At 63.3% G+C, this 25,961-nt stretch carries 20 protein-coding genes and 2 pseudogenes; 10 read left to right on the forward strand and 12 right to left on the reverse strand.

All coding sequences use genetic code 11. The features are described 5' to 3' along the window. Position 1: 1 nt before the first annotated feature. The gene (locus IVB18_RS48190; protein WP_247987040.1) at positions 2 to 1,303 is read right to left on the reverse strand and encodes an O-acetylhomoserine aminocarboxypropyltransferase/cysteine synthase family protein; all 1,302 of its coding nucleotides are present in this window, start codon (positions 1,301 to 1,303) and stop codon (positions 2 to 4) included. Positions 1,304 to 1,704: 401 nt separating this feature from the next. Beyond that, on the reverse strand, positions 1,705 to 3,279 hold the full coding sequence (locus IVB18_RS48195) for an amidase family protein (RefSeq protein ID WP_247987041.1): 1,575 nt from the start codon (positions 3,277 to 3,279) through the stop codon (positions 1,705 to 1,707). Between the two features lie 232 nt (positions 3,280 to 3,511). Between IVB18_RS48195 and IVB18_RS48200 the strand changes: the two genes are divergently transcribed. Both IVB18_RS48200 and IVB18_RS48205 read left to right on the forward strand, forming a co-directional pair. Further along, the gene (locus tag IVB18_RS48200; RefSeq protein ID WP_247987042.1) at positions 3,512 to 4,330 is read left to right on the forward strand and encodes a uracil-DNA glycosylase; all 819 of its coding nucleotides are present in this window, start codon (positions 3,512 to 3,514) and stop codon (positions 4,328 to 4,330) included. Further along, a complete protein-coding gene (locus IVB18_RS48205) occupies positions 4,327 to 5,937 on the forward strand; it encodes an amidohydrolase family protein (protein WP_247987043.1) in 1,611 nt (536 codons plus the stop codon). The genes IVB18_RS48200 and IVB18_RS48205 overlap by 4 nt, the downstream gene beginning before the upstream one ends. A 12-nt stretch (positions 5,938 to 5,949) precedes the next feature. Here the strand turns inward: IVB18_RS48205 and IVB18_RS48210 are convergent, their stop codons facing one another. Continuing rightward, a complete protein-coding gene (locus IVB18_RS48210) occupies positions 5,950 to 6,984 on the reverse strand; it encodes an aldo/keto reductase (protein ID WP_247987044.1) in 1,035 nt (344 codons plus the stop codon). Between the two features lie 13 nt (positions 6,985 to 6,997). Then, the gene (locus tag IVB18_RS48215; protein WP_247987045.1) at positions 6,998 to 8,179 is read right to left on the reverse strand and encodes an MFS transporter; all 1,182 of its coding nucleotides are present in this window, start codon (positions 8,177 to 8,179) and stop codon (positions 6,998 to 7,000) included. A gap of 98 nt (positions 8,180 to 8,277) precedes the next feature. On the opposite strand from IVB18_RS48215, the gene IVB18_RS48220 reads away from it, so the two are divergent. Continuing rightward, positions 8,278 to 9,237 carry a LysR family transcriptional regulator gene (locus IVB18_RS48220; protein WP_247987046.1) on the forward strand — a complete coding sequence of 320 codons (960 nt, stop codon included), beginning with the start codon at positions 8,278 to 8,280 and terminating at the stop codon, positions 9,235 to 9,237. Between the two features lie 307 nt (positions 9,238 to 9,544). Here IVB18_RS48220 and pyk read toward each other — a convergent pair whose 3' ends face one another. The 4 genes and pseudogenes from pyk to IVB18_RS48240 form a co-directional block, all read right to left on the reverse strand. Beyond that, positions 9,545 to 10,960, reverse strand: a complete 1,416-nt coding sequence (gene pyk, locus IVB18_RS48225; RefSeq protein ID WP_247987047.1) for a pyruvate kinase — start codon at positions 10,958 to 10,960, stop codon at positions 9,545 to 9,547. 31 nt (positions 10,961 to 10,991) lie between these two features. Continuing rightward, positions 10,992 to 11,252, reverse strand: a pseudogene (locus tag IVB18_RS48230) (MOFRL family protein); the annotation flags it as partial. A 97-nt stretch (positions 11,253 to 11,349) separates the two neighbouring features. Then, entirely contained in the window at positions 11,350 to 12,423 is a 1,074-nt protein-coding gene (locus tag IVB18_RS48235; RefSeq protein WP_247987048.1) for a tartrate dehydrogenase, read from the reverse strand. Between the two features lie 32 nt (positions 12,424 to 12,455). Then, the gene (locus IVB18_RS48240) at positions 12,456 to 13,760 is read right to left on the reverse strand and encodes an MFS transporter (protein WP_247987049.1); all 1,305 of its coding nucleotides are present in this window, start codon (positions 13,758 to 13,760) and stop codon (positions 12,456 to 12,458) included. A gap of 266 nt (positions 13,761 to 14,026) precedes the next feature. Between IVB18_RS48240 and IVB18_RS48245 the strand changes: the two genes are divergently transcribed. Continuing rightward, the gene (locus IVB18_RS48245; protein ID WP_247991909.1) at positions 14,027 to 14,980 is read left to right on the forward strand and encodes a catalase; all 954 of its coding nucleotides are present in this window, start codon (positions 14,027 to 14,029) and stop codon (positions 14,978 to 14,980) included. On the opposite strand, the gene IVB18_RS48250 is transcribed toward IVB18_RS48245, so the two are convergent. Further along, the gene (locus tag IVB18_RS48250; RefSeq protein ID WP_247987050.1) at positions 14,963 to 15,892 is read right to left on the reverse strand and encodes an AraC family transcriptional regulator; all 930 of its coding nucleotides are present in this window, start codon (positions 15,890 to 15,892) and stop codon (positions 14,963 to 14,965) included. The genes IVB18_RS48245 and IVB18_RS48250 overlap by 18 nt on opposite strands. Before the next feature lie 492 nt (positions 15,893 to 16,384). Here IVB18_RS48250 and IVB18_RS48255 point away from each other — a divergent pair, with 492 nt between their 5' ends. The 6 genes and pseudogenes from IVB18_RS48255 to IVB18_RS48280 form a co-directional block, all read left to right on the forward strand. Then, complete coding sequence (locus tag IVB18_RS48255) at positions 16,385 to 17,338, forward strand: AraC family transcriptional regulator (RefSeq protein ID WP_247987051.1); 954 nt, start codon at positions 16,385 to 16,387, stop codon at positions 17,336 to 17,338. A gap of 101 nt (positions 17,339 to 17,439) precedes the next feature. Continuing rightward, positions 17,440 to 17,760 (forward strand): hypothetical protein, encoded by a 321-nt coding sequence (locus tag IVB18_RS48260; RefSeq protein ID WP_247987052.1) that lies wholly within the window; start codon positions 17,440 to 17,442, stop codon positions 17,758 to 17,760. 114 nt (positions 17,761 to 17,874) lie between these two features. Beyond that, positions 17,875 to 19,080 carry an NAD(P)/FAD-dependent oxidoreductase gene (locus IVB18_RS48265; RefSeq protein WP_247987053.1) on the forward strand — a complete coding sequence of 402 codons (1,206 nt, stop codon included), beginning with the start codon at positions 17,875 to 17,877 and terminating at the stop codon, positions 19,078 to 19,080. A 77-nt stretch (positions 19,081 to 19,157) separates the two neighbouring features. Beyond that, positions 19,158 to 20,093 carry an MBL fold metallo-hydrolase gene (locus IVB18_RS48270; protein ID WP_247987054.1) on the forward strand — a complete coding sequence of 312 codons (936 nt, stop codon included), beginning with the start codon at positions 19,158 to 19,160 and terminating at the stop codon, positions 20,091 to 20,093. A gap of 305 nt (positions 20,094 to 20,398) precedes the next feature. Beyond that, on the forward strand, positions 20,399 to 21,145 hold the full coding sequence (locus IVB18_RS48275; protein ID WP_247987055.1) for an SDR family oxidoreductase: 747 nt from the start codon (positions 20,399 to 20,401) through the stop codon (positions 21,143 to 21,145). A gap of 18 nt (positions 21,146 to 21,163) precedes the next feature. Further along, positions 21,164 to 21,345: pseudogene (locus IVB18_RS48280) on the forward strand (AhpC/TSA family protein); the annotation flags it as partial. Between the two features lie 288 nt (positions 21,346 to 21,633). Here IVB18_RS48280 and IVB18_RS48285 read toward each other — a convergent pair. The 3 genes from IVB18_RS48285 to IVB18_RS48295 form a co-directional block, all read right to left on the reverse strand. Further along, positions 21,634 to 22,209, reverse strand: a complete 576-nt coding sequence (locus tag IVB18_RS48285) for a TetR family transcriptional regulator (protein ID WP_247987056.1) — start codon at positions 22,207 to 22,209, stop codon at positions 21,634 to 21,636. Positions 22,210 to 22,263: 54 nt separating this feature from the next. Then, positions 22,264 to 25,374, reverse strand: a complete 3,111-nt coding sequence (locus IVB18_RS48290) for an efflux RND transporter permease subunit (protein ID WP_247991910.1) — start codon at positions 25,372 to 25,374, stop codon at positions 22,264 to 22,266. A gap of 82 nt (positions 25,375 to 25,456) precedes the next feature. Continuing rightward, entirely contained in the window at positions 25,457 to 25,945 is a 489-nt protein-coding gene (locus IVB18_RS48295; RefSeq protein ID WP_247987057.1) for a nuclear transport factor 2 family protein, read from the reverse strand. Positions 25,946 to 25,961 lie beyond the last annotated feature (16 nt).

Raw genomic sequence — 25,961 nt, forward strand, 5'->3', positions numbered from 1 at the left:
CTTACTCCGCGGCCTGGAGGCGCGCCGACGGGCAGGCCTTTTCCAGCGCCTGGTCGATGTCCTCGATAATATCTGCGGCATGCTCGATGCCGATCGAGAGGCGGATCGTCTCCGGCAGCACGCCGGCGACACGCTGCTGCTCCGCCGACATCTGCCGGTGCGTGGTCGAGGCCGGATGGCAGGCCAGCGACTTGGCATCGCCGATATTGACCAGACGCGTGATCAGCTTCAGCGCGTCATAGAAGGTCTTGCCGGCCTCCATCCCGCCCTTGATGCCGAAGGTGAACAGCGACGAGGCGTTGCCGTCGAGATATTTCTGCACCAGCGGATAATAGGGACTGTCCGGGAAACCGGTGTAGTTGACCCAGGCCACGCGCGGATCGGCGCGCAAGAATTCGGCGACCTTGCGGGCGTTCTCGACGTGACGCTCCATGCGCAGCGCCACAGTCTCGATGCCCTGGAGCAGCAGGAAGGCGTTGAACGGCGACAGCACCGAGCCCATGGTGCGCTGATAGATGCTGCGCGCGCGCTCGATATAGGCGGTCTTGCCGAAGCGCTCGGCATAGACGAGGCCGTGATAGGAGGCGTCCGGCTTGTTGTAGCCGGGGAAGCGATCGGCGTGCTTGGCCCACGGGAAATTTCCGGAATCGACGATGGCACCGCCGAGCGTAGTGCCGTGGCCGCCCAGGAACTTGGTCAGCGAATGCACGGCGATGTCGGCGCCGTAATCGAACGGCTTGAGCAGGATCGGGGTCGCGACGGTGTTGTCGACGATCAGCGGCACGCCATGCGCATGCGCGATTTTGGCGAGCGCCTCGATGTCGCAGACATTGCCGGCGGGATTGCCGATGGTCTCGGCGAACACCGCGCGGGTATTCTCGTCGATGAGCCTCTCGATGGCCTCGGGCTTGTCGCTCTCGGCGAAGCGGCCCGTGATGCCCTGGCGCGGCAGAATGTGGGAGAGCAGCGTGTGCGTGGTGCCGTAGAGCTGCGGCACCGAAACGATGTTGCCGCCGTGGTCGGCGACGTTGACGAAAGCGAAATGCAGTGCGGCCTGTCCAGTCGCGACCGCCAGCGCGCCGACGCCGCCTTCGAGCTGGCTGATGCGCTTCTCCAGCACTGCGCTGGTCGGATTGGCGATGCGGCTGTAGCGAAAGCCTTCGGTCTCGAGATTGAACAGGGCTGCGCCATGATCGGCGCTGTCGAAGGCATAGGCCACGGTCTGGTAGATCGGCACGGCGACCGCGTGCGTGGTGGCTTCGGGTTCGTAGCCGGCGTGAATAGCGATCGTCTCGTTGCGCATCGTCCACCTCCGCGTGGGGCGGGCCGCACTTATTGGCCTGAATGAGGATGTGCGTTGTCCGCCGTCCTCGTGTTAGAGGCGGGTGGTAAAGCGAGCAATAATTCGTCTAGAGATCGAGGAAGTAACCCTAACGATTGTTGATGAATTGGCTAAAATTTGAGTCAAATTGGGTTAATGAATTCGGGACGTCTGGCGCAGCATACAGGAGCTTGTCCCTTCTCCCCTTGTGGGAGAAGGTGTCGCGCAAAGCGCGACGGATGAGGGGTTGCACCCGCGAAGTCGAATGCAAGACAATCGCTCGCGGATGCACCCCCTCACCCGACTCGCCGCTCCGCGGCGAGCCACCCTCTCCCACAAGGGGCGAGGGTGGCACCGTCAACGCGGCGATAGTTTGCGAGGGCTCAGGCCATCGTCTCCCACAGACGATGAGAGAGCACGCCGGCGCGCTTCTCGATCGCGGCCGCCGCATCGAGCGCGAGGTCCTCGCGATAGCGTCCGGCGATGAGCTGCACGCCGATCGGCTTGCCGTCGTGCAGCGCCACCGGCACCACGGCGCCGGGCAGGCCCAGCACGTTGATCGCGGAGATGAAGCGGATCTCGCCCCAGAAGATCTCCTTCACGCGCTCGGCGCTAACGGTGTCGTCGCGCGGCCCCGGCGTCGGCTTCACCGTAGTCGGCGCCAGCACCACCGGGTAGTCCTCGAAGAACAATTGCCAGGCGCGGATATGGCCGTTGCGCGCGGCGGTGGCGCGCATCCAGGCGGGAAGATCGAGCACATTGGCCTTGGTCTTCATGCCATTCCACGCCTTGTGGAAGTCCTCCGAAGTGACCTTCAGCATGCTGGCCTCCTGCATCACCACCGTCTCGTTGGTGATGATGTCGCACCAGGTCTGCCAGGCGCCGTTGATATCGGGCACATCGACCTCGCTGACACGATAGCCGGAACGTTCGAGATGATCGGCGGCCTGGCGCAACGCCGCCGCGATCTGCGGATCGACATCCATGTCTTCAGGGATCTTGGCGAGCGCGACCTTGATCGGCCCCTTCGGCTTCGGTCCCACCAGTGGCGCCGGCACCCACCAGGGGTCGCGCGGATCGCGCTGGCTCATCACCTCCAGCGCGAGGCGAACGTCGCCGACGTGACGGGCGAGCGGCCCCTGCGCCGACATCAGATGCGCCAGCATCGGCCGCTCGGCGGTTGCGCTTTGGTTGAAGGCGGGGATGCGGCCCTGCGTCGGCTTGATGGTGGCGACGCCATTGCAATGCGCCGGCCAGCGCAGCGAGCCGCCGATGTCGTTGCCATGCGCGATGGTGCCGATTCCGGAGGCGACCGCCGAGCCCGCGCCGCCCGAGGAGCCGCCGCAAGTGATGTTCGGATCCCAGGGATTGAGCGTCAGCCCGTGCAGGGGATTGTCGGTAAAGCCGCGGAAGGAGAATTCCGGCGTGTTGGTGAGGCCTATGACGATCGCACCAGCCTTCTTCAGGTTGCGCACCACCGGCGAATCCGACGGCGCGACCAGGTCCTTGTTGGCGAGAACGCCGTTGAAGTTGGGCCGGCCCTCATAGTCGACATTCTCCTTGATGGTGATCGGAACGCCGTGCAGAAGACCAAGCTCGCCGCCCTTGGCGCGCTGCTTGTCGGCGGCATGCGCGGCCTTCAACGCTTCTTCGCTGAGATCGACGACGACCGCGTTCAGTTTGGGATTGACCGCGCGCATCCGCTCGAGATGCGCCTCGACGGTCTCGACCGCGGAGATTGCGCCGGCGCGGATCGCAGCCGCGGTCTCCACCGCCGACCATTGCCAGGCTGGTCCCTTGGGGCGACGCGCCGTGGCGGATTTGCGCGGTGCGCCCTGCTCTGCAGTGTTCTTGACCGTCTTCGTAACGACGCCCTTACGGGCGGTGCCCTTCTTGCCCGATGTCTTCACTGCTTTCTTTGCGGCGCCTTTCTTCTTGGTCGTCGTCTTCTTCGCCACGTCGCATTCTCCTGAAATTGCGCCGCGGACGTTATGGAGGTCACGTGACCGTGTATAGGCGCTTTTCTGCATGGCGCGTTGTCGCGCCCCCTTGGGCTTCTTGAACCTTGGGGTCGTCTCGCCTGACCAATAGCATGGTTGAACGTTGTGGCGATCTATCGCTTAGATTGTCACGCGATCGCCAAGCTTTTTTGTCGCAGCTGTTTCTACACCAGCAGATTGGAATTCTTCCATGCTCGTAGAATTCGACAGCGGGTACGGCGAACAACCGTTTCGCGATCTGTGCGCCAACTACCCGGGCGCCGAGACCTATGATCCACACGATTTCCGGATTGAATGGGGACCGATCTTCCACCGCGGCCGGCTCGACGGATCGGCGCGCGTGCTCGTGGTCGGTCAGGATCCGGCCCAGCACGAAACGGTGGTGCGAAGAATTCTCGTCGGCACCGCGGGCCGCCGCACCCAGGGCTTTTTGGCCAAGCTCGGCATCACGCAGAGCTACGTCTTGGTGAACACGTTCCTGTACAGCGTTTACGGACAGAGCGGCGGCGCAAAACACCAGAACGATCCCGGCATCGTCGATTATCGCAACAAATGGTTCAAGGCCTTGCTCGGGCTTGGCAACATCGAGGCCGTCATCTCGCTTGGCGGCCTCGCGGATCAAGCCTGGATAGCCTGGCTCAAAACTCCCGATGGGGCGGCCTACAAGACCCTCGCGTATCAGCACATCACTCATCCGACCTGGCCGGAAAGCTCCGCCCATGATTCCGCCACGCAGGCGGCCAATACCAAGGTCATGCTGACCAAGTGGAATGCCGCTCTCGCCGCTCTTGCGCCGCAGATCGAGCACCCCGACGTCCAGACGCCGCTCGTGCCGTATGGCGACGCCTTCAAGCCTTCCGAGCTCGTCGACATCATTGCAAAGGACTTTCCGGCGGGACTGCCGGACTGGATGCGCGGAGATGCGGCATGGGCTGTGCGCCAAGGCGCTGATGCGGCAACCAAGCGGCGCACGATCACGATCACCATCCCCAATGGGGTGATCCCATGAGTCCGGCCGCAGGCCCGACGCGATGGGCGCTGACCGGGCGGGTCGTGACGATGTCTGCCGAGGGCGACGTCATCGAGAATGGAACGATCTTCATCGAGGACAATCGCATCGCTGGAATTACACCCAAGGGACAGCCGGCTCTAGCGGGCTTCGAGGCCGTTCAGGCAATGAAGACCGGCGGCACCATCTACCCCGGCCTGATCGAGCTGCACAACCATTTGAGTTACAACATCCTGCCGCTCTGGCGCGTGCCGCAGCTTTTTGGCAATCGCGACCAGTGGCAGAATGCCAAATCGTACAGGACGTCCGTGACCGGCCCCATGAGCGCGATTGCTCTTGCCGACGACGGCTCACTGCTGCCGGCGCTGGTTCGTTATGTCGAAGCCAAATGCCTGGTCGCGGGAACGACGACGAGCCAGGGGATCACGCTTTCGAACTGGAGCGGAACGATCCACAAATACTACAAGGGGGCCTTGCGCGCCACCGAGATCGGCAGCCCTCCGGATCTGCCGCGAGCGCACTCGAAGATTCCCGATATCGACGCCGAGGACTGGTTGAAGTTCGACAACGAGCTCAAATCGTCGGCCTGCTTCCTGCTCCATCTCAGCGAAGGGATCGACGTCAAGGCGCATAGTCACTTCCTCGCGTTGCGCAATTCGGCGGGCCAATGGGCGCTCGAGCCGTCCCTGGCCGGCATTCATTGCACGGCGCTCGATGCAACCGACTTCGGCACGATGGCTCAGCACCAGGCCAAGGTCGTCTGGTCTCCGCTGAGCAATCTGCTGCTCTATGGGAAAACCACCGACGTCGTCGCCGCGCGCACGGCCGGCCTCACCATCGCGCTCGGCTCGGATTGGTCGCCGTCCGGCAGCAAAAATCTGTTGGGAGAACTGAAGGCGGCGAAGGTCGTGACGGCGCATTTCGGCCTCGGATTCAGCGATTACGAGATCGTCACGATGGCGACGCGGAATCCGGCCGCAATTCTGAAATGGGATGGCAAGCTGGGAACGATCGCCCAGGGCAAGTTCGCCGACCTTCTGGTCGTCAAAGGGAGCGGTGGCGATCCCTACGGCCATCTGATCAGTTCGCGCGAGCAGGATATCGTCCTGGTCACCATCGGCGGACGACCGCGCTACGGTTCGAACAAGGCCATGCAACAGGCGGGAGGAAGCGGCGAGGCCTTCAAAATTGGCAGAGCCGCACGGGTGATCGATTTCAGCTCGCCCGACCAGGATCCGGGAATCGAGAAGATCACGCTGGCGGAGGCGACGGCGCGCTTGAGCGCCGCACTCGGCAAGCTCGGCACAATGCAGCAGCATAGCCTCGCCATGACGGAGGCGATCGCCAGCGGAACGGCGTCACGAACCGGCTGGCGTCTCGCGCTCGATGAGCAATTCGGCAACAACGTCGAATTGCGCCCGCAGCTCGAATACAACGGCACCCGCACCGGTCCCGATTTGCGCGCCGTGGCGGCCGCCGCCGAGCCGTTGCATCCGATCAAGCTCGACGCTCTCACGGTGGCCGGCGATCGCGTCTTTCTGGAAACGCTGAAGAGCGAGCCAAATCTTCCGCAGGGAATGGCTGCGGCGATCGCCGCTTTCTATTAGACTAGTCGTTTGTCACACCGCCGGCGGGTTCAGCCGCGTAAAACCTTCCTGGATGCGATAGGGATAATAGGGATAGGGCGGCATCACCGCGCTGACCTCGTCGAGACGCTTGATCTGATCCGCGCTCAGCGACCAGCCGACCGCGCCGAGATTATCGCGCAACTGCGCCTCGTCGCGGGCGCCGATGATCACGGAGGAGACCGTGGGACGGGACAGCAACCAGGCGATCGCAACCTGCGGCACCGTGCGGCCGGTCTCCACGACGATCGCGTCCAGCACGTCGACGATGGCATAGAGCCGCTGTTCGTCCACGAGCGGACCGAACTGTGCGGTGGCGTGCAGGCGGCTGTTTTGCGGCAGCGGCTGACCGCGCCGGATATTTCCAGTGAGCCGGCCCCAGCCGAGCGGACTCCAGACCAGCGCGCCGACGCCCTGGTCGCGTGCGAGCGGCATCAGCTCCCACTCATAGTCGCGGCCGAGCAACGAGTAGTAGACCTGATGCGCGACATAGCGGGGCCAAGCGCGCCGGTCCGCCATCGCGAGCGACTTCATCAGCTGCCAGCCGGCGAAATTGGAGACGCCGACATAGCGCAGCGTGCCCGCACGTACGAGCGTATCCAGCGTCGACAGCACCTCCTCGACCGGCGTGAAAGCGTCGAAGGCATGGAGCTGGAGCAGGTCGAGATAGTCGGTGCCGAGCCGGTGCAACGCGGCTTCGACCGAATTGAGCAAGCGATGCCGCGACGAGCCGGCATCGAGCGGGCCGTCGCCCATTGGCAGGCTCATCTTGGTGGAGATCAGCACCTTGTCGCGGCGACCCTTGATCGCGGCGCCGAGAATCTCCTCGGACCCGCCGCTCGAATAGACGTCGGCGCTGTCGAACAGATTGACGCCGGCCTCGAGGCAGATGTCGACGAGCCTGCGCGCCTCGTCCGCGCCGCTGCGGCCCCAGGCCGAGAACAGCGGTCCCTGTCCGCCGAAGGTGCCGGTGCCGAAGCTCAGCACTGGCACTCTGAGGCCGGAGGCGCCGAGATTACGGTACTCCATGATCGTGAGCTTCCTATTCCGCCGGGCACGCCGCGACTGCGGCCTGCGCGCGGTCGAGCCGGAAACTCCACAGCGCGAGAGCGAGCCCGATCGCCGTGATCCCGGCTGCGACCAGCGGCAGCGCGGAAAGGCCGAGACCGCGATCGATACTGACCCCGCCGGCCCAGGCGCCAAGTGCGTTGCCGAGATTGAAGGCGGCGATGTTGAGGCTCGAGGCCAGCGTGCGGCCGCTGGGGCCGGCCGCCTCCAGCACGCGCAGCTGAAGCGGCGCGACGGTTGCGAAGGCGGCGATGCCGAGCAGCAGGATCAGCGCGACGGCAAGGGTCTTGATCGACAGCACGGCGGCCAGCCCCACGAGCACGATGGCGAGCGCGGCGAGCGTTCCGATCAGGGCGCGCGCCAGACCACGATCGGCGAGCTTGCCTCCGGCGACGTTGCCGATCGCAAGCCCGACACCGAACACCAGCAGGATCGGCGAGACCGCGGCTTCCGAAAAGCCGGTGAAGCGCGTCAGGATCGGCTGGATATAGGTAAAGACGGCGAACAGGCCGGCGAAGCCGAACACGGTCATGGCAAGGCCGAACAGCACCTGCGGACGCCCGAGCACGGAGACTTCCTCGGCGAGCGAGATCGGCTTGTCGCCATTGCCGACATGGCCGGGCACCAGCGCCGCCACCACCGCAAAGGCGATCACGCCGATCGCCGTCACCGCCCAGAATGCCGCGCGCCAGCCGAGCATCAGGCCGAACCAGGCGCCGAAGGGCACGCCGAGCAGCGTCGCGACCGTGAGACCAATGAACATGGTCGATATGGCAGAGGCGCGCTTGTCTTCGGCAACCAGGCTGGTCGCCACCACCGAACCGACGCCGAAGAAGGTGCCGTGGGCGAGCGAGGTCAGCACGCGGGCCGCCATCAGCAATTCGTAGTTCGGCGCCAGCGCGCAAGCCGCATTGCCCAGCGTGAAGATCGCCATCAGCGCCAGCAGCACGGTTTTGCGCGGTAGCCGTCGCGTGGCCAGGGTCAGGACGGGAGCACCGACGAACACGCCGAGCGCGTAGCCGGAGATCAGCAGGCCAGCGATCGGCACGGAGACGTGCATGTCGGCGGCGACCTGAAGCAGCAGGCCCATGATGATGAATTCGGTGGTGCCGATGCCGAAGGCACCGGCGGTGAGCGCGAGGACGGCGGGAGGCATGCGTGGCTCCGATGCGAGGGACGAGCCACGCAAATAGCCGCACCGCAGCAAAACCATTAGAATGTCCGCAATCCAATCATTTGTGACGTGAATTCAACATGGCCCGTTTCGACACCAACCGCTCCGCCGAGATGGAAGTCTTTGTCCGCGTCGTTGATCTCGGCGGCTTCACCCAGGCCGCGCGAAAACTGCGCCTGACGCCGTCGGGCGTCAGCAAACTGATCTCGCGGCTGGAGACGCGCCTCGGCACGCGGCTGATCAACCGCACCACGCGCAAGCTCACGCTGACGGAAGAAGGCCAGGCCTTCTACCAGCGCGCCGTGCGCATCCTCGCCGAGATGGAGGAGGCCGAGCGCGAGGCCGCTTCAGGCGCTGCGCCGCGCGGGCGCCTCGCCGTCAACAGCAATATTCCCTTCGGCATGCTGCACGTGATGCCGCTGATCCCGCGCTTCCTGGAAATGCATCCCAACGTCACGCTCGATCTCGTGCTGACCGACACGCTGATCGACCTGATGCAGGAGCGCGCCGATGTCGCGATCCGCGTCGGACCTCTGCGGGCGTCACGTCTTGTCGCGCGAAAACTCGGCACCAGCCGCATGGTCGTGGTCGGTGCGCCGGATTATCTCGCACGCTTCGGCACGCCGAAGACGCCTGATGATCTCGCGGATCACCGCGGCATCGGCTGGACCTTTCCGCGCTCGATCCGCGCCTGGCCGTTCAAGCGCGGCGACCGCACCGAGGAAGCCGTGCCGCCGCCGGCCGCCCGCGCCAGCGACGGCGAAGCCGCCCGGCGCCTCACGCTCGGCGGCGTCGGCCTCGCCCGCCTCGCCCTCTTCCACATCGGCCCCGACATCGAAGCCGGCCGCCTCGTGCCGGTTCTGCAAAGCTACAACCCCGGCGACCGCGAAGACATCCACGCCGTCTATGTCGGCCACACCGCGCCGCTGCCCGCGCGCGTCCGCGCGTTCATCGATTTTCTGGCGGAGCATGTGCGGGTGAGCGATCCCGCGCTGAAACGCGCGGGAGATGGGAGGTGGAGGTTGGTTGGGGGAAGCTGATGGCGGAGGAGACGGGAAAAAATCGATTCGCCCTCCTTCGCTAAAGCTGCCGCGGCCCTCTTTCTTGCGAGTAGCATGGCAGTTCGCATTGGCGATGCAAATTTGAACCGGCAGTGCTAGTGCTGCCGCCTAGCTTCAACACGCGACCCCAAAAGCACGCGCGTGTCGCCTAAGTTTCCGGCCGATGGCGGCGAACTTGGCGCCGCCTAAAGCGCGATGAGATGAGGAGGAATCATCATCGCGCTTTAAGTTGTTGTTTGAGCATCATCTTTTCGGAAAACCGCTTCGCACTTTTCCGGATGATGCTCTAGCCGATCTGAACCACCCGAAGATTATTCGTGGTGCCCGCTTCGCCAAACGGCACGCCAGCTACCACCACGATGGAGTCCGTCCGCTGCGCGAACTCCTCGGTGAGCGCCGTCCTTGTCGCGCGATCGACCATTTCCTCGTAAGAATTGACGTCCGCGGACAGAACACTGTGCGCGCCCCACAAAAGACAAAGCTGCCGCGACACCCGTTGATCCGGCGTAACCGCCAGGATCGAGACCTGCGGTCGTTTGCGGGCGATGCGGGCCGCCGTCGTCCCGCTCGACGTGAACGCGACAATGGCCGACGCATGAAGAGCCGCGGCGAGATCAGCGGCCGCCGCAGCGACGGCGTGGGGCGCGGTTTCTTCCTCACCTGGTTCGGAGGCATTGATGATGGAGCGATACATCTTGTGCCGCTCCGTGCTCTCGATAATGCGACTCATCATGGCAACCGCCTCGCGGGGGTACTGGCCGGTCGCGGATTCCGCCGACAGCATGACGGCATCGGCGCCGTCATAGATCGCGGTGGCGACATCGGAGGCTTCGGCGCGGGTGGGAGTGGGCGCAGCGACCATCGAGTCGAGCATCTGGGTTGCGACGATCACGGGTTTTCCGAGCAGACGGCAGGACCTGATCAACTCCTTCTGGCGACCGGGCACATCCTGGTGTGGAATCTCCACGCCCAGATCGCCACGGGCGACCATGACCGCGTCGGAGAGCCGGACGATGTCATCGATGTGTTCGAGCGCAGCGGGCTTTTCGACCTTCGTCATAATCCCGGCGCGATTGCCGATGATGCCGCGCGCCTCGATGACATCTCCGGGCTTCTGAACGAACGAAAGCGCCACCCAATCGACCCCTAGCTTCAGGCCGAATTCGAGATCGGCTCGATCCTTCGCGGTTAGTGGGGATAGATTCAAAACGGCGGTGGGGACGTTCACGCCCTTGCGGTTCGAGATGACGCCGCCAAAGATGATTTTCGCATCGATTGCATCGGCAGCCAGCCCGGTGACGCGAACGCGGACCCGCCCGTCGTCAATCAGCAGATCATCGCCCGGCGCAACCGCGTCGAAGATCTCCGGGTGGGGCAGCGGGATCGACATCCTGTCGCCATCGGATCCCGACAAGACAAAGCGCACATTCTCGCCGGCGGCGACAGCGATCTTTCCGTCCTTGATGGTTCCGACCCGGATTTTCGGCCCCTGCAAATCCTGCAAGATACCGATCGGCCGGCCAACCCGCGTCTCCAGCGCGCGTATGGCCGCGTGCACCTTGGCGTGGTCCTCATGCGTGCCGTGGCTGAAGTTCAGCCGAAATGTGTCGACGCCGGCAAGGAAGAGCGCTTCCAGCATTTCGGGCGATCCGCTTGCCGGACCGACGGTAGCAACGATTTTGGCTCGACGATTGCGGCGCATGGTCTATTCGGCCTGTCGGCCGCCTTTGAGTGATCAGAACGGCTCTGATGTCGTTGACGTTGGTGCCGGTCGGACCGGTACGAATCAAATCGCCGATCCCGGCAAAGAAACTATAGCTGTCGTGCGCGGCAAGGAAGGTCCGGGGATCAAGATTTGCCGTGCGGGCCCGCGCAAGGGTCTCCGGCGTGACGAACGCGCCGGCGGCATCTTCGGTTCCGTCGATACCGTCGCTGTCGCCTGCAAACGCGAAAACGCCCGCCTCGCCAGTCATATTGATGGCGAAGCTGAGCACCGCCGCGCCGGGATCGGTGCTGGCAACCGCAGCGTCGAAGATCGCCCGAAGCGCGGCCCGCGCCGCAGTGTCGGTCCACTCCAGCGGTGACGGACCGTCAGATATTGGAACTGTGGATGGCCTCCACCACGGCGTCCGTAACGTCCTTGGTGGTTGCCGTACCGCCCACGTCAGGCGTCGTGATCCCGGCGCCGGTGACTTTTTCCACGGCGCGCATCAACCGCGCCGAGGCGTCCGCCTCGCCGAGATGATCGAGCATCTGCGACGCGGTCCAGAAGCTTGCGACCGGATTGGCAATGCCCTTGCCGGTGATGTCGAACGCCGAACCATGGATTGGTTCGAACATGGACGGAAAGCGGCGCTCCGGGTCGATATTGGCGGTCGGCGCCACGCCGAGACTGCCAGCCAGCGCGCCGGCAAGATCGGACAGGATGTCGGCGTGAAGATTGGTCGCGACGATGGTGTCGAGACTCTGCGGCTTGAGCGTCATCCTGACCGTCATCGCATCGACCAGCATCTTGTCCCAGGTGACGTCGGGAAATTCCCTCGAGACCTCGTCGGCGATCTCGTCCCACATCACCATGCCATGGCGCTGGGCGTTCGACTTGGTGACGACGGTGAGGAGCTTGCGCGGCCGCGACAGCGCCAGCTTGAACGCATAGCGCATGATGCGCTGGACACCGACCCGGGTGAAGATCGCCACTTCTGTTCCGACTTCCTCGGGCAGTCCGCGATGGACGCGACCGCCGCATCCGGCATATTCGCCCTCGGAATTTTCACGAACGATCACCCAGTCGAGGTCGCCGGTGCCGACGTTGCGCAGCGGCGACGTGATCCCAGGCAATATCTTGGTCGGCCGGACGTTGGCATATTGGTCAAAACCCTGGCAGATCGGCAGGCGCAAGCCCCACAGCGTAATGTGGTCAGGAACGTCGGGCGCGCCGACGGCGCCGAAGTAGATCGCGTCAAACTTCTTCAGCTTGGCGAGGCCATCGGCCGGCATCATCACGCCGTGCTTGCGATAATAGGCGGAACCCCAGTCGAACGTTTCGACGTTGAACTTGACGTCTCCCATTCGCTTCTGGAGGCTTTCCAGCACCGTGGTGCCGGCGGCGATGACTTCGGGGCCGATACCGTCGGCGGGGATGGCTGCGATCGAATATTCACGCATCTGAATGCTCCATGAGAACCGGTTTGAGGGAATTATCGCTGGGGGATCGGGTCAACGACCGCCGCGGGCGCACGTTGCGATCGGGCAAGGACGAGGGTGAGGACGGCGGACAGGACCAGCAATGCTGCGACGAAGAACAGCCCGCCCTGGAAACTACCGGTCATATCCTTGATCCAGCCGATCATCGCCGGACCGACGAAACCGCCGAGATTGCCGATCGAGTTAATTGTGGCGATACCCGCTGCCGCAGCGGAGCCGGACAGGAACAGGGTCGGCATGCTCCAGAGCGGCGGCTTCGACGAACTGATGCCGATATTGACCAGCGCCAGCGTCAACAGAACGGACAGCACCGTGCCGGCAAATCCGGCCATCACCAGGCCGAGAGACGCAAGCATGCAGGCACCGACAACGTGCCACGTGCGCTCGTCGGTGCGATCCGAATGACGTGCCCAAACGACCATGGCAACGATGGCGACGGCTCCCGGCAGCGCATTGAGGAACCCGACCTGCAGCGACGACAGACCGAATTCCTTGATGATTTGCGGCGTCCAGATGCCGAGCGTGTAAAGGCCCGCCGACGTGCCGAAATAGACCAATGCCAGAGCGAGAACCCGCAGATCGGCGAGCCCCCGCCAAATGCTGTGGCTGGCCGTTGCGGCCTTCCCCGCGACTTCCGTATTCATTGTCGTCACCAGCCAATGGCGTTCTTCATCGCTCAGCCATTTTGCCTTTTCCGGCCGGTCGGTCATGTAGAACAGCACGACGACGCCGAGAATGACGGCGGGGATGGCCTCGATGATGAACATCCACTGCCAGCCACTGAGGCCCAGAACGCCGTGCAACTCCAGCAGTGCACCGGATACGGGAGACCCGAGAACCGTTGAAAGTGGCGCAGCCGCCATGAAGATCGCGGTGACGGCGGCGCGCTGCCTCGCGGGAAACCAGTAGCTGAGATAAAGGATAATTCCGGGAAAGAAGCCTGCCTCTGCGGCACCGAGCAAGAAGCGCAGCGTGTAGAAGCTGGCGGAGCCCTGCACGAACGCCATGGCGCCTGAAATCAAGCCCCAGGTGATCATCACCCGCGCGATCCAGATCCGGGCCCCGACCTTGTCGAGGACGAGGTTCGACGGCACTTCGAACAGGAAATAGCCAAGGAAAAAGATCCCCGCGCCAAATCCGAACACGGTCGGCGAGAAGCCGAGATCCTTGTTCATGGTCAGGGCCGCGAAGCCAATATTGACGCGGTCGATGAAGGCAATGAAGTAGAGCAGCATCACGAAGGGAACGATGCGCAGCGTGACCTTGCGCAGCACGCGCGCTTCCAGCTCGGCACTCATGGGATGGGCTCCTCGCCTGATTTGTATTGCTTTTGATTTCCGCGCCGTTCGACGCGTTGAAGGCCACCCTGCGGCGGCAAGCGCCGGGACTCAATTGGCTCCCGTTTATACAAAAAAATGATATAATCACGATGGCGGCGGGCCTGGACCCGCGGAGTGGGGGCAAACCTGGAGCAGGATCGGACAAGGCATGACTGCTTTGGGAAAGACGCCGGACCGGCGCTGCCCCAAAAACGTGCACCAACGTTCGAACCCAAGGTCCCGCCCTGCCAAAATTCCCAAGCGGCCACGCCACGCCCGCATCTGTCGTCGACGCCCTGAAAGCCGTAGCTGGCCATCCGTCAAAAGCGCGCGCGAGCTTTGCCGGGGGCCGGTGCGTGCGCGGTACCTATGCCCCGTCGGATCAGGCGAAGGAGATCACGCGATCCCGCAGTTTCACAAAACCATCGCGCGTGCTGGCGCGCTTTTCGGTGAGCGGCGGCAATCCCGGGATCGCGGACACCGACAAGCACGTGCTGCGCGGCTTCTGGTTCCGGCTCGGCGGCGATGGCGACCGCTCGGACATTCTCACGCAGAACGCCCCGGTGCATTTCGCAAGGACGCTCGACCAGATGCTGGCTTTCCTCAAAGCGCGCGCTCCGGGACCGAACGGCAAGCCGGATATGATGAAGGTCAGGGCATTCTCCGCGGCCAACCCCGAAACGTTGCATCAGGCGAACTACACCACCGCGCATTTGCTGCCCCCAAGCTTTGCCGGCACGACCTATTGGGGCGTGCATGCCTTTCCCGCAACAAACGCGAAAGGCGAGACACGGTTCATCAAGTTCAAGGTCGTTCCCGTCGGTGCGGATGTCCCTCCGGCCGCGGACAAGGCCAAGGCGAGGCCTGCCGACCTCCTGCACGGCGACTTCGAAGATCAGATCGCCGCAGGCGATATGCGGTTCAGCGTGATGGCGCTGCTCGACCGTCCCGGCGACCCCGTGATGGACGTCACCATCCGATGGACGGATGAAGACAGGCGTGAAGCGGTGCGGCTGGGAACGATCGTGATCACCGGTATCGAAGCGGACGCAACATGCGACCCCTCCGTCTTCAATCCGGCCAATCTCGCCGACGGCATCGGTTATCCGCCGGACGAGATCTTTGCGGCACGCGCCGCCTACGTGATCTCGCCTGGCGAACCGCCGCTGAGCGGCAACGAGTTACGCTTCGTTTTCTGATCCGCCCTGCTTCTCGCGGCGCCAGGCGCCCGGGCTGATGCCGACCACCTCGGAAAACACCCGCGTAAAGTGGCTCTGATTGGCAAACCCAGCCGATATCGCAATCTCCGACAGCGGCAGGTCGCGGACGCTCATCAATTGCTTGGCCGCCTTCACGCGCTGGCGAAGCAGCCACTGGTGCGGCGGCAGGCCGGTGGAGATACGAAACGCGCGCGAAAAATGGCTGACCGAGAGATCGAACTCGGCCGCGACCTGTTGCAATGAAAGCTTTCCGCCGAGATCGGATTCGAGTCTTTCGCAGGCGCGCTTCGCCTGCCACGGCGCAAGCCCGCCGCGGGCCAGCTCAGTGCTGCGCGCTCCGCCATAGGCCTGGGCAACGTGTGCGGTGAAGGCGAGCATCATGTGATCGATGAAGAGCTGGTTGGTCTCGTCCGGCCGGCGTAGCCCTTCCATCAGCGAGCCGCCGATATGACGGATCACCGCGTCGTCATGGCCGGTGCCGAGCTCACAGGCCAACTCACCCACGCGCGGCGCGCGGGACTGTTCGGCGATGCCGTCGAGCGCCGAGCGCGGCAGATAGAAAAACAGCGAGTGGAACGGCTTGTCGATGACATAGCGCGGATCGCGCTTGAGATCGTAGAGATAGGTTGCGCCCGCGCGGACGTCCGCCTTCATGACGCACTTGCCGCTCTCCCAGAGCTCGCAGTCCGGATAATCGTGCAGCTTCAGGCTGACGAGAAAGGCATCCTCCAGGGTCAGCGTACCGGACAGACCGGGCACGGGGTTGTCATCCCGCGTTTCGGTGACCGCAAGCTCGACGCTGCGCAGCGAACGCGTCATCAGCGAGGGCGGCGCATCCTTCAGATGCAGAAACTGCCCGAGCCTTTGTCCGAAGGCGGCCGCCGGTGCCATGTGAATCGATCTCATCCGCTGGAGCTGGACCACGAGGCCGTCGCCTTGCGAGGTCGCGGGTCATTATCTGACATCAGCGAACGGCCGTCCAGACTCGCCCGCAACGAGCGGTTGTTTGCTTGAGGTCGCACGGTGTCAGTTTTGTGACACCAACCCGAACCCAAGAGCGTCAGCCCTGTTCTCCATCCGCGATCGCGCCGTTCAACACAAGGATTTGCAACCGTCGACTGCCTAATTCGACAGCAGAAGGCGACCATGCACCTTTGTTGAGCGCGACCTTCGTCGCGCACGGACGCGTGATCGCGGCTCGCAGCAAGATCGGACAAAGCATGGCCGCTTTAGGAAAGACCCCGTAATTTTACGCGCCTAGAACGCGCACCGAAAACTCGCGGGCGCTTACGGGCATATGGGCAGACAGCAAGCAATAGTTTTGCGTCAACCCGCAAGCCCGGCGGCGCGAGTGCATGGTTCCCCTGAAGCGAGCAAACCGCCATGAGCAAACCGATCTTGCGCGATTCTTCGCAAGTGAATTCCCAGGCCGTGTCTGAAACGCGCCAGAGCAACGTGCCGATTGCCGATGGGCGTGCTGCTGACGTGGAGATGGCCCGCGTGCTCGGGACCACACCATTTCATATGGCTTTAGATTCCTCCGGTGCCGGGATCGCCCACTGGAAGCATGAACCATTGCACGATGTCGTCGAGCCCATGACCCATCACGTCATCATGGCTTACAACGGTTCGATGCAGCGCATGGAGCGGCGGTCAGGAAGATCGGTTGCGATTGGAACGTTTCGTCCCGGAGTTGTGATCATCATTCCGGAAGGATCAAGCTCCCGATGGGATATTCCGAAACCCGTTGATGTCGTTCAGCTCTATCTTCCGCACACAATGCTCGAGCGCGTTGCCCGCGAAGCCGACACCGCCACACCAACCGACCTCCTGGAGCGAACGGCGCATCCCGACCCCATTACGTCCCGGCTGCTCTTGAGCGCGGCGGATTCCCTGGAGGGCAATGGGGCTCTGGATTCGCTGTTCAGGCATCAGCTGATAGAACTCCTGGCCACGCGCGTCCTGGCTGCGCACAGCGGCTCGCCAACCTCGTTCCAGCCGACCACGGGTGGGCTGGCGCCGAAGGCCCTGCTCCGCGCCATCGAACGCCTGCGCTCGGACAGTGATGCGGACGTCTCTCTCGCAGCTCTCGCTTCGGAGGCCGGGCTGTCGCGCTTCCACTTCTGCCGCGCCTTCAAGGAAAGCACCGGGCTTTCGCCGCATGCCTGGCTGCGCCAGCATCGGCTCGAGCAGGCCATGAACATGTTGCGCGACACCGACACATCGGTCGTTTCCGTCGCGGCGGCGCTTGGCTACGCCTCCCAAACCGCCTTCGCCGCGGCGTTCAGGAAGCTGACCGGCGAAACTCCGAGCGATTGGCGGAGGCGCACGCGTTAGCAGCAATCGCTCGACAGGTACGGCAATCGCTCTGGGGCAGTCACTGGTTTGGTCCGCTAGATCAGGATCATCGCGGTGCTCACGCCAACCGGAGACAGACAATGGCCTGGAAGAACTTCGTCGGCCCATCTGCAATCACATCACGACGGAGGATCGTCGCAAGCGCCCTCATGTACGGACTTTCATTGACGGTTCGCTTCACCTCAACGACGAGCGAAGAAACGGAAAATCCGCCGCAAGCGGCTCAAAGCACCGGTCCGATGCTCTCGATCATGCTCAAGGACGGTGTCCCAATCTCCACGTATTGGCCTCCGAACCCCGCTCACTCGATCGTCTTTCAGCGCGGCCAGCCGCTCAGCTCCAGAGGCTGTCGCGCGGCATGTGAACGCGCCATGCCAATGCTGGGCTGGTCGCCGCCATAAAAGCCGGGCGACTTCGTTTCACCTCTTCGCGTCGTCGTCGACCGCTGCCCCCTATGAGGAGCAGCGGCGGTAGCGCGCGGATTTTCGAGAGTACCAACCCACAGGAGAGAACACATGCGACTAGTCATCATAGGCGCCGGCTTTGCCGGCATGTACGCTGCACTTTCTGCTGCGCGGCTGCGCGATATCCAGGGCGTTTCACCCGACGAGCTCGAGATCGCGCTGGTTGCACCAGAGCCGACGCTGGTGGTTCGCCCGCGGCTTTACGAACCGAAGCCCGAAACCTTGACGGCGCCGCTGCTGGACGTGCTCAAGGCGATCGACGTTGTCTACGTGCAAGGCAGCGCCGAGACCATCGACACCAAATCCCGCACAGTGGGCATCGTCGCCGCCAAGGGTGCCAAGAAGAGCCTCTCCTACGATCGGCTGGTCGTGGCCACCGGCAGCCGGCTGTTCCGCCCCAGCATTCCCGGTCTCAGCGAGCACGGATTTAGCGTCGACTCACTCGATGATGCGATCGCCCTCGACAAGCATCTGCACAGCTTGGCGAAACGACCGGCGGTGAACGGGCGCGACACGGTCGTCGTAGCCGGCGGCGGGTTCACCGGCATCGAGGCCGCCACCGAGATGCCCTCGCGACTGCGCGAAATCCTCGGCAAGGATGCCAAGACCCGCGTCATCATCGTCGATCGGAACAAAGCGATCGCCCCCGATATGGGCGAAGGCCCCCGCCCGGTCATCGAAGATTCCCTGCGCAAGCTCGGCGTGGAGACGCGGCTCGGCGCCGGCGTCGCGTCGCTGGACAAATCCGGCGTCACGCTTTCCGATGGCGAACACATCGAAACCGAGACCGTGATCTGGGCGGCCGGCATTCGCGCCGCACCGTTGACCGCGCAGATCCCCGCCGAACGCGACAATTTCGGCCGGCTGCTGGTCGACCGCGATTTGCGCGTGCCGTCAGTGCCTGGCGTCTTCGCCACCGGCGACGCCGCTCGCGCAGCGAGCGACGATGTCGGCAACTATGCGCTGATGTCGTGCCAGCACGCCACGCGGATGGGCGCCTTTGCCGGTAACAACGCCGCCGCCGAGCTCCTGGGAGTGCCGACCAAGCCATATCACCAGAAGGCATACGTCACCTGTCTCGACCTCGGCGAAGCCGGCGCGCTTTTCACGCGCGGCTGGGATCGCAAAGTAGAGATGGTCGGCGCGGTGGCAAAGAAGACCAAGCAGGAGATCAACACCGTGTGGATCTATCCGCCACGGGCCGAGCGTGCCGCCGCGTTGGCGTCTGCCGATCCCGAACATGTGACTAACCTCTAGACGTCCCAAGCGATGACGGCCGCGCTCGCCGCTGGCTGCGCGGCCTGCTCAACCGAGACCGGCCAGGAGGCTTTACCATGAAGCAGGAGACAAACATGAGACTCGATAACACCTCACACCCCGGTAGACCGGGGCCCGACGAATTGGTTCCGTCGCGCTACGCGGTGCAGGTCGGCGACATTGAGGTACTGGTGGTCAGCGATGGGGTGCTACCGCTGCCAACCACAATGTTGGGACACAACGCCGACCCGGCCATCCGGGCGGCCTGGCTGAACGACATGTTCCTACCGCCGGACGCGTTCGACTGGGCGCTGAACGTGGTCGTGGTGCGTAGCGGCGGCAAGACCATCCTCATCGACGCCGGACTAGGATCCGATCCGGACTTGCACTTGCCGCGGGCCGGGCAGTTGATCAAGCGACTGGAGGCCGCCGGCATCGATCTTTCGTCCGTGACTGACGTGGTACTGACCCACATGCACATGGACCACGTTGGCGGGCTGCTCGTCGACGGGGTGAAGGACCGGCTGCGTCCGGACCTGCGGATCCACGTGGCAGCCGCCGAGGTCAAATTCTGGGAGTCGCCCGATTTCTCCCACACCGCCATGCCGCCGGGCTTCCCGGACGCGCTTCGGTCGGCCGCCAAGCGGTTCATGAAAGAGTACCGCAGTCATTTGCGGCAGTTCGATGAGGAGCACGAGGTGGCGCCGGGCGTCGTCGTCCGTCGTACCGGCGGCCACACCCCCGGACACAGCGTGGTCCGCCTGGCGTCCGGCGGCGACGCGCTGACGTTCGCCGGCGACGCCGTGTTCGCAGTCGGATTCGACCACCCCGACTGGCACAACGGCTTCGAACATGACCCCGAGGAGGCGGCCCGCGTTCGGGTCCGTCTTTTGCGGGAGCTGGCGGCGACCAGCGAGCTGCTGGTGGCCACTCACATGCCGTTCCCGTCCGTCGGCCGAGTGGCGGTCGACGGCGATGTCTTTCGCTGGGTACCGGTCTTCTGGGACTACTGACCGCTTGTTGGATTAGGCCCGAACTAGGGCGCGTACTCATAGCGTTAACGAGTGTGCGCCCTAGTCGAAAAGCAAATCAGCGAGATCGCGGCCCAATGAGGCATCACTCAGACGGAGGCGACCAAGGAACTCTTGGCCGAGCAGCAACCGTCGCTCGATTTCGCCTCACCGGCGCAGCTTGGCGGGATCGTCGCCTTCCTGTGTTCGGCAGCCGCTGACCAAATCACACGCACTGCGATCTCCGTCCACGGCGTCTGGACCGCGCAGTAGCGATCGAAACACAGCATCCAGGAAAGGAAATCGAAATGCACAGTGAAAAGGTTGTTATCGTGACCGGCGGCACCTCCGGCATCGGACGCGCGGCGGCGCTGCGTTTCGCCAGGCAGGGCAACAAAGTGCTCGTCACCGGTCGCCGTCCCGGTCCTGTCGAGGAGATTATCCGCGAGCACGAGAACATCGCCGGCCTGGTCGCGGATGTTGCCTCCGCTGAAGATGCCAAGCGCACGATCGCCGTTGCGGTCGATCGCTGGGGCAGGATTGATTCCTTAATCAACAACGCGGGCGCAGGCGCAATCCTTCCTCTGGCGGATACGACAATTGATCGGATTGCGGATATTCTGTCCGTCAATGTACTGGGCCCGGGTTTGCTCGCCGCCGCTGCTCTTCCTCATCTGAAGGCCGTGGGGGGCACGATTGTCAACGTCTCCAGCACTTTCGGTCATAAACCGGCGGCTGGATTGTCGTACTACGCTGCCAGCAAGGCTGCCTTGGAGCACCTGACTCGCTGCTGGGCGCTGGAGCTGGCACCACTCGGCGTACGGGTGAATGCTGTTGCCGCGGGCCCCACTGAATCCGGCGCGCTGACCGGCATGATGGGCCTGTCCCCGGAACAGGCTGCTGCGATCAAGGAGCAGGAGTGCGCGCGCATTCCGCTTGGCCGACGCGGCGTTCCCGGCGATGTAGCAGAATGGATCGTGCTACTTTGCGGTCCTGCTTCGACATGGGTAACGGGCCAGGTTGTCGCGATCGATGGCGGCTTGGGACTTGCTTAGTCGCAGTTGGCATAACGGTATCGCAGCGGGATTGGAGCGCACTGGCCCTCCCTCTCCGATCCGCGGCGCATCATTCAGAAGGATCTCGACATTGCGGAATACACCGACCCCGCGCACAATCCCATGATTCGCACGTGATCGTGCTGGAGCCCGGCCTTGTCATTCACAATATCTACAATGGCTACTGGTTCTTCGGACGCGATATGGCGGAGAGAGTGTCAGTCAATCCCCATTGATGTACAAGCTGTTTTTCATCTCAGCACGTGGGTACCTACGGTCCTCGCTACTAGCAATTGGCTCATCCGTGCGCCCGCTGCGCCTCAGACCTCTGTGCAGGATGGCGTAAGAATGAGTGAGAAAGAGTAGCAGGGGTCCGCTACATCGCTAAACCCACTATTGCGGAGCCTCTGTTTTCTTATGGACCGGCGACGTAACTGGATTTACTCCCCTGGCGCGCGAATGCGTCAGGCCTGAATACAGCACACCGCCTAGTCAGACTTGCCGAGAGCTTTCAGGATAAAGCGAATCTGGTCGCGCAGGCTTGCTTCGGTATCTTCGCCGTGTTGAACGGAGTGCTCGATCAGAATCGGATGAAAGAACGGCATGAACGCTGACTTGACCGCTCGCGCGGCTTCCGCGGCATCTTCGATCTCGAAGTCGCCGACTTCGATGCCCTCGCGTATGATCGCCTCGAAGATCGTCACCATCTGCTCGATGTGCGCCTTGATGATCGGCCAATCCTCCTGGGTGGCGGCGACGATCAGGTCGTGCATGGGCTTTGCCTTGACCAGCGTCATCTTGTTGTGGAGGTGAACGGCGGTCAGGAGCTGGCCGAGTTTCTCCATGGCCGGCGCGTTGGTGCGTGCGATCGCAAAGGCGATGTCAGCAACCTCGTTCACGACACGCCCGCAGATGGACTGGTTGATCGCATCCCTGGAGGGAAAGAAACGGTAAACGTTCGCCGGGCTCATGCCGAGTTCGGCGGCGATGTCGGCAATCGACGTCTTATGGTAACCGACGCGGCGAAACTGGTCCTCCGCCGCTTCCAGGATCCGCGCGCGCACCGTCGGAATCTTTTCCCGTTCGGACCGGACGATTCGTCGAATTGACAGAGCTCTCTACTCTGCAGCCATTGCTGATCGCAATTCCGGTTCCTCGGTAGAATTCTCATGGATCTCATCTGCTGTCGGCTTGATCCGGAACCACGCGGCATAAAGCGCAGGAAGAAACAGCAAAATCAGCACCGTGCCGACGGCCGTGCCGCCGATCAGCGTATAGGCCATCGATCCCCAGAACACGGAGTGCGTGAGGGGGATGAAGGCCAGCACGGCGGCAAGCGCGGTCAGGATCACGGGCCTCGTGCGTTGCACGGTGGCCTCGATGACGGCGTGATAATCGTCAAGGCCCGTAGCACGGTTCTCCTTGATTTGTTCGGTCAGGATCAGCGTATTGCGCATCAGGATGCCGGCCAGTCCGATCAGGCCCAAAATGGCGTTGAAACCAAAGGGCTGGTTGAACGTGAGCAACATCGGCACGACGCCGACAAGGCCAAGCGGTGCCGTCAGCATGACCATGGCCATCGTCGAGAAAGATCGCACCTGCAGCATGACGACGACCAGCATGGCGGCGATCATGGCGGGAAAGATCGTCGCCAATGCGTCATTGGCCTTGGTTGCTTCCTCGATCGATCCGCCCAATTCGATGCGATAGCCGGCCGGAAGCGATGCGATCAGCGGCTGAAGGGCCGTCATGATCTCCTTGGAAACCTCTGGAGGCTGGGTCGTCTCATTGATGTCCGAGCGGATGGTGACGACGGGGGTGCGATCGCGGCGCTTCATGATCGGCTCTTCCAGACGGATTTCCGAATGGCCGATCTGCTCGAGCGGAATCGGGCGGCCGTCCCGGCTCATCAGTGAGAAATCCGCCAGACGCGCCGGATCCAGCCGTTCGCCGCCGGCGCTGCGTGCCATGATGGGGACATTGCGAATGTCCTCGCGGACCTGCGTAACGGCGACGCCAGTGAGGAGGAACTGGAGCTGCCGACCCACCTCCGCCGGCGAGAGGCCGATGAGGTTCAGCCGATCCTGATCCGGGATGAAGCGGAGTACAGGTGTGCGATTACCCCAATCGCGGTTGGCTTGCCGCACATCGGGAACGCCACGCATGATACCGAGGGCTTTTTCAGAGATAGCGTACAATTGCGCGGGATCAGGCCCCATGACGCGAAACTCGACCGGGAATGGCGTGTAGGGTCCGAACACAAGCTGCGTGACGCGCACATTGGCCTCAGGTGCAAGCCCCTGCGACACCGCCTCTCGAAGCCGGTGCTTCAATGCCTCGCGCGCCTCCGCGTCCGGTGTAAGCACGACAACCTTGGCGAAGGCCGGATCAGGCAGCTCCGGCGCCATCGCGAAGAAGAATCGGGGAGCGCCCTGACCGACATAGCTCGTGACGATCTTAGCCTCCGACTGGTCGTGCAGCCAGCGTTCGAGCTTCTCGACTGTGGCGGTCGTCGTCCCGATGCTGGTGCCTTCCGGCAGGCGAACCTCCACCAGCACCTCGGGACGATCGGACGTCGGGAAGAACTGCTGCTTGAGGGCGCCCATGCCGACGCCGGAAAGCGCGAAAGCGATGGCGACGATGCCGCAGGTTACGAACTTGTGGCGCACGGCAAAGGTGATGAGCCGTCGCAGACGCCGATAGTTGGGTGTGCCGTAAATTGCGTGGTGACCGCCTTCGATCGGCTTGATCGCAGGCAGCATCTTGACGCCAAGATAGGGCGTGAAGACCACCGCGATAATCCAGGAGACGATGAGGGCGAACCCCACGACCCAGAAGATGTTGCCGGCGTATTCGCCGGCCGTCGAGCGCGCGAAGCCCACCGGCAGGAACCCGGCGACCGTCACGAGTGTTCCGGACAGCATCGGCGCCGCAGTGTGGCTCCACGCATAGGCCGCCGCCTTGATGCGGTCCATGCCCTCTTCCATTTTCACCACCATCACCTCGATGGCGATGATGGCGTCGTCCACCAGGAGGCCAAGCGCCAGGATGAGGGCGCCCAGCGTAATGCGGTCGAAGAACCGACCGGTTTCCAGCATGATGAGGAACACGACGGCAAGCGTCAGAGGGACAGCAGCCGCTACGACGATGCCAACCCGCCAACCGAGGCTGAGCAGGCTCACTACCAGCACGACGCCGAGCGCCATCGCGAACTTCATCATGAATTCGTCAACCGCCGAGCTGATATTGACGGCCTGATCGGTCACCTTGTCGAGCGTCATGCCGAGTGGCAGTGTCTTTGCGATGGCCGCGGCCCTGTCCTTCAGCGCCTTGCCGAGCGCGAGACCATCCCAGCCCTCCTGCATAACCGCCGCGAGCGCGATGGTGGGCTCACCCTGGTGTCGGATAAGGTAGGTGGGAGGATCCTCGTAGCCGCGGCGGACCTCGGCGATGTCGGAGAGTTTCAGCGGCCGGCCCACAGCGACGATCGGCGTGTCGGCGATCGCCTGGACGCTGTCATAAGCGCCGTCGACCCGGATGAAGACCTGCGGCCCTTGGGTATCGATCGAGCCTGCCGGTGTGACGGTGTTCTGCCGCTGCAAGGCGGCAACTACATCCTGTGCTGACACGCCGAGGGTTGCCAGTTTGGCATAGGAAAACTCGACGAATATCTGTTCGGGACGTTCACCGAGGATGTTGATCTTCTTGACGCCAGGCACGTGCAGGAGGTCCTGGCGAATGGTTTCGGCTTGCCTCGCGAGTTCCCGCATCGGCATGCCCTTCGCCTTGAGGGCATAAAGGGCGAAGCTCACGTCCGAATATTCGTCGTTGACGAAGGGGCCGAGCACGCCGGGCGGCAGCTTGCGGGCTTCGTCTCCGAGCTTCTTGCGAGCCTGATAGAACTCCTCCTGCACGCTCGATGGCGGGGTGCTGTCCTTCAGCGTAACCATCATATACGCATAACCTGGCCGTGTGGTCGTCTCCACCCGGTCGTACCAAGTCAGCTCCTGAAGCCGCTTCTCCAACGGCTCGGCGACCTGGTCCTGCATCTCGCGCGCGGTCGCGCCCGGCCATACCGTCGTGACCGTCAAGGTTTTGATGGTGAAGGATGGATCCTCCGCCCGCCCGAGCATGAGGAAGGCGTAGGCGCCTGCGGCCGTCATCAGCAGAATGAAGAACAGGGTGATGGCGCGTTCGCGAACGGCGATCGCGGAAAGATTGAGGTTCATCATTTGGCGACTCTTAATTTCCTCGACGTTCGTCCTGACGCTCGCGCCGTCCTGCAGCAGGTGGGCGCCGAGCCGCGCTTACCTAAAAAGCGCGGCCTCTGGCTGCGCTTCTGGAGCTTACAATTGGTTCGGCGACAGCTTCTTTGAGGCCAGCAGCCGCTTGGGCGGCAAGCCCACGGGCCGCTTCCTGTGAATCTTGAAATTCCTCGAGTGCATAGACTCTGCCCCACCGCAGGGTGAACACGTGGAGACCACGGTTGACGTACGACGCGTCGCCGTTGAGCAGCGTTGCGGTGCCGTCCCACTGGGCAAACACGATGGTGTGCCACGGCCAGCCCTTCACCCAGATGTTGCTGACCGTGAGATGGAGAGTGGGCAGGACTCGGCCGAGGCGCTCAAACCAGCGGCGCAGGGCTTCTTTGTCGTGGCGCTCACCTCCAAGCGCGTGGGCGCCGGAAACGCGGTGATGGACATGCGGCGCGACTGCTTTCACCGCTTCATCCCAGCGATGGTTGTTGACGTGGTCGAAGGTCTTTCGGATTTCTTTTTTGACAATGTAACTGTACAGCATTTGACTTCTCCAACGG

The organism is Bradyrhizobium sp. 186, assembly GCF_023101685.1.
Classification (GTDB): Bacteria; Pseudomonadota; Alphaproteobacteria; order Rhizobiales; family Xanthobacteraceae; genus Bradyrhizobium.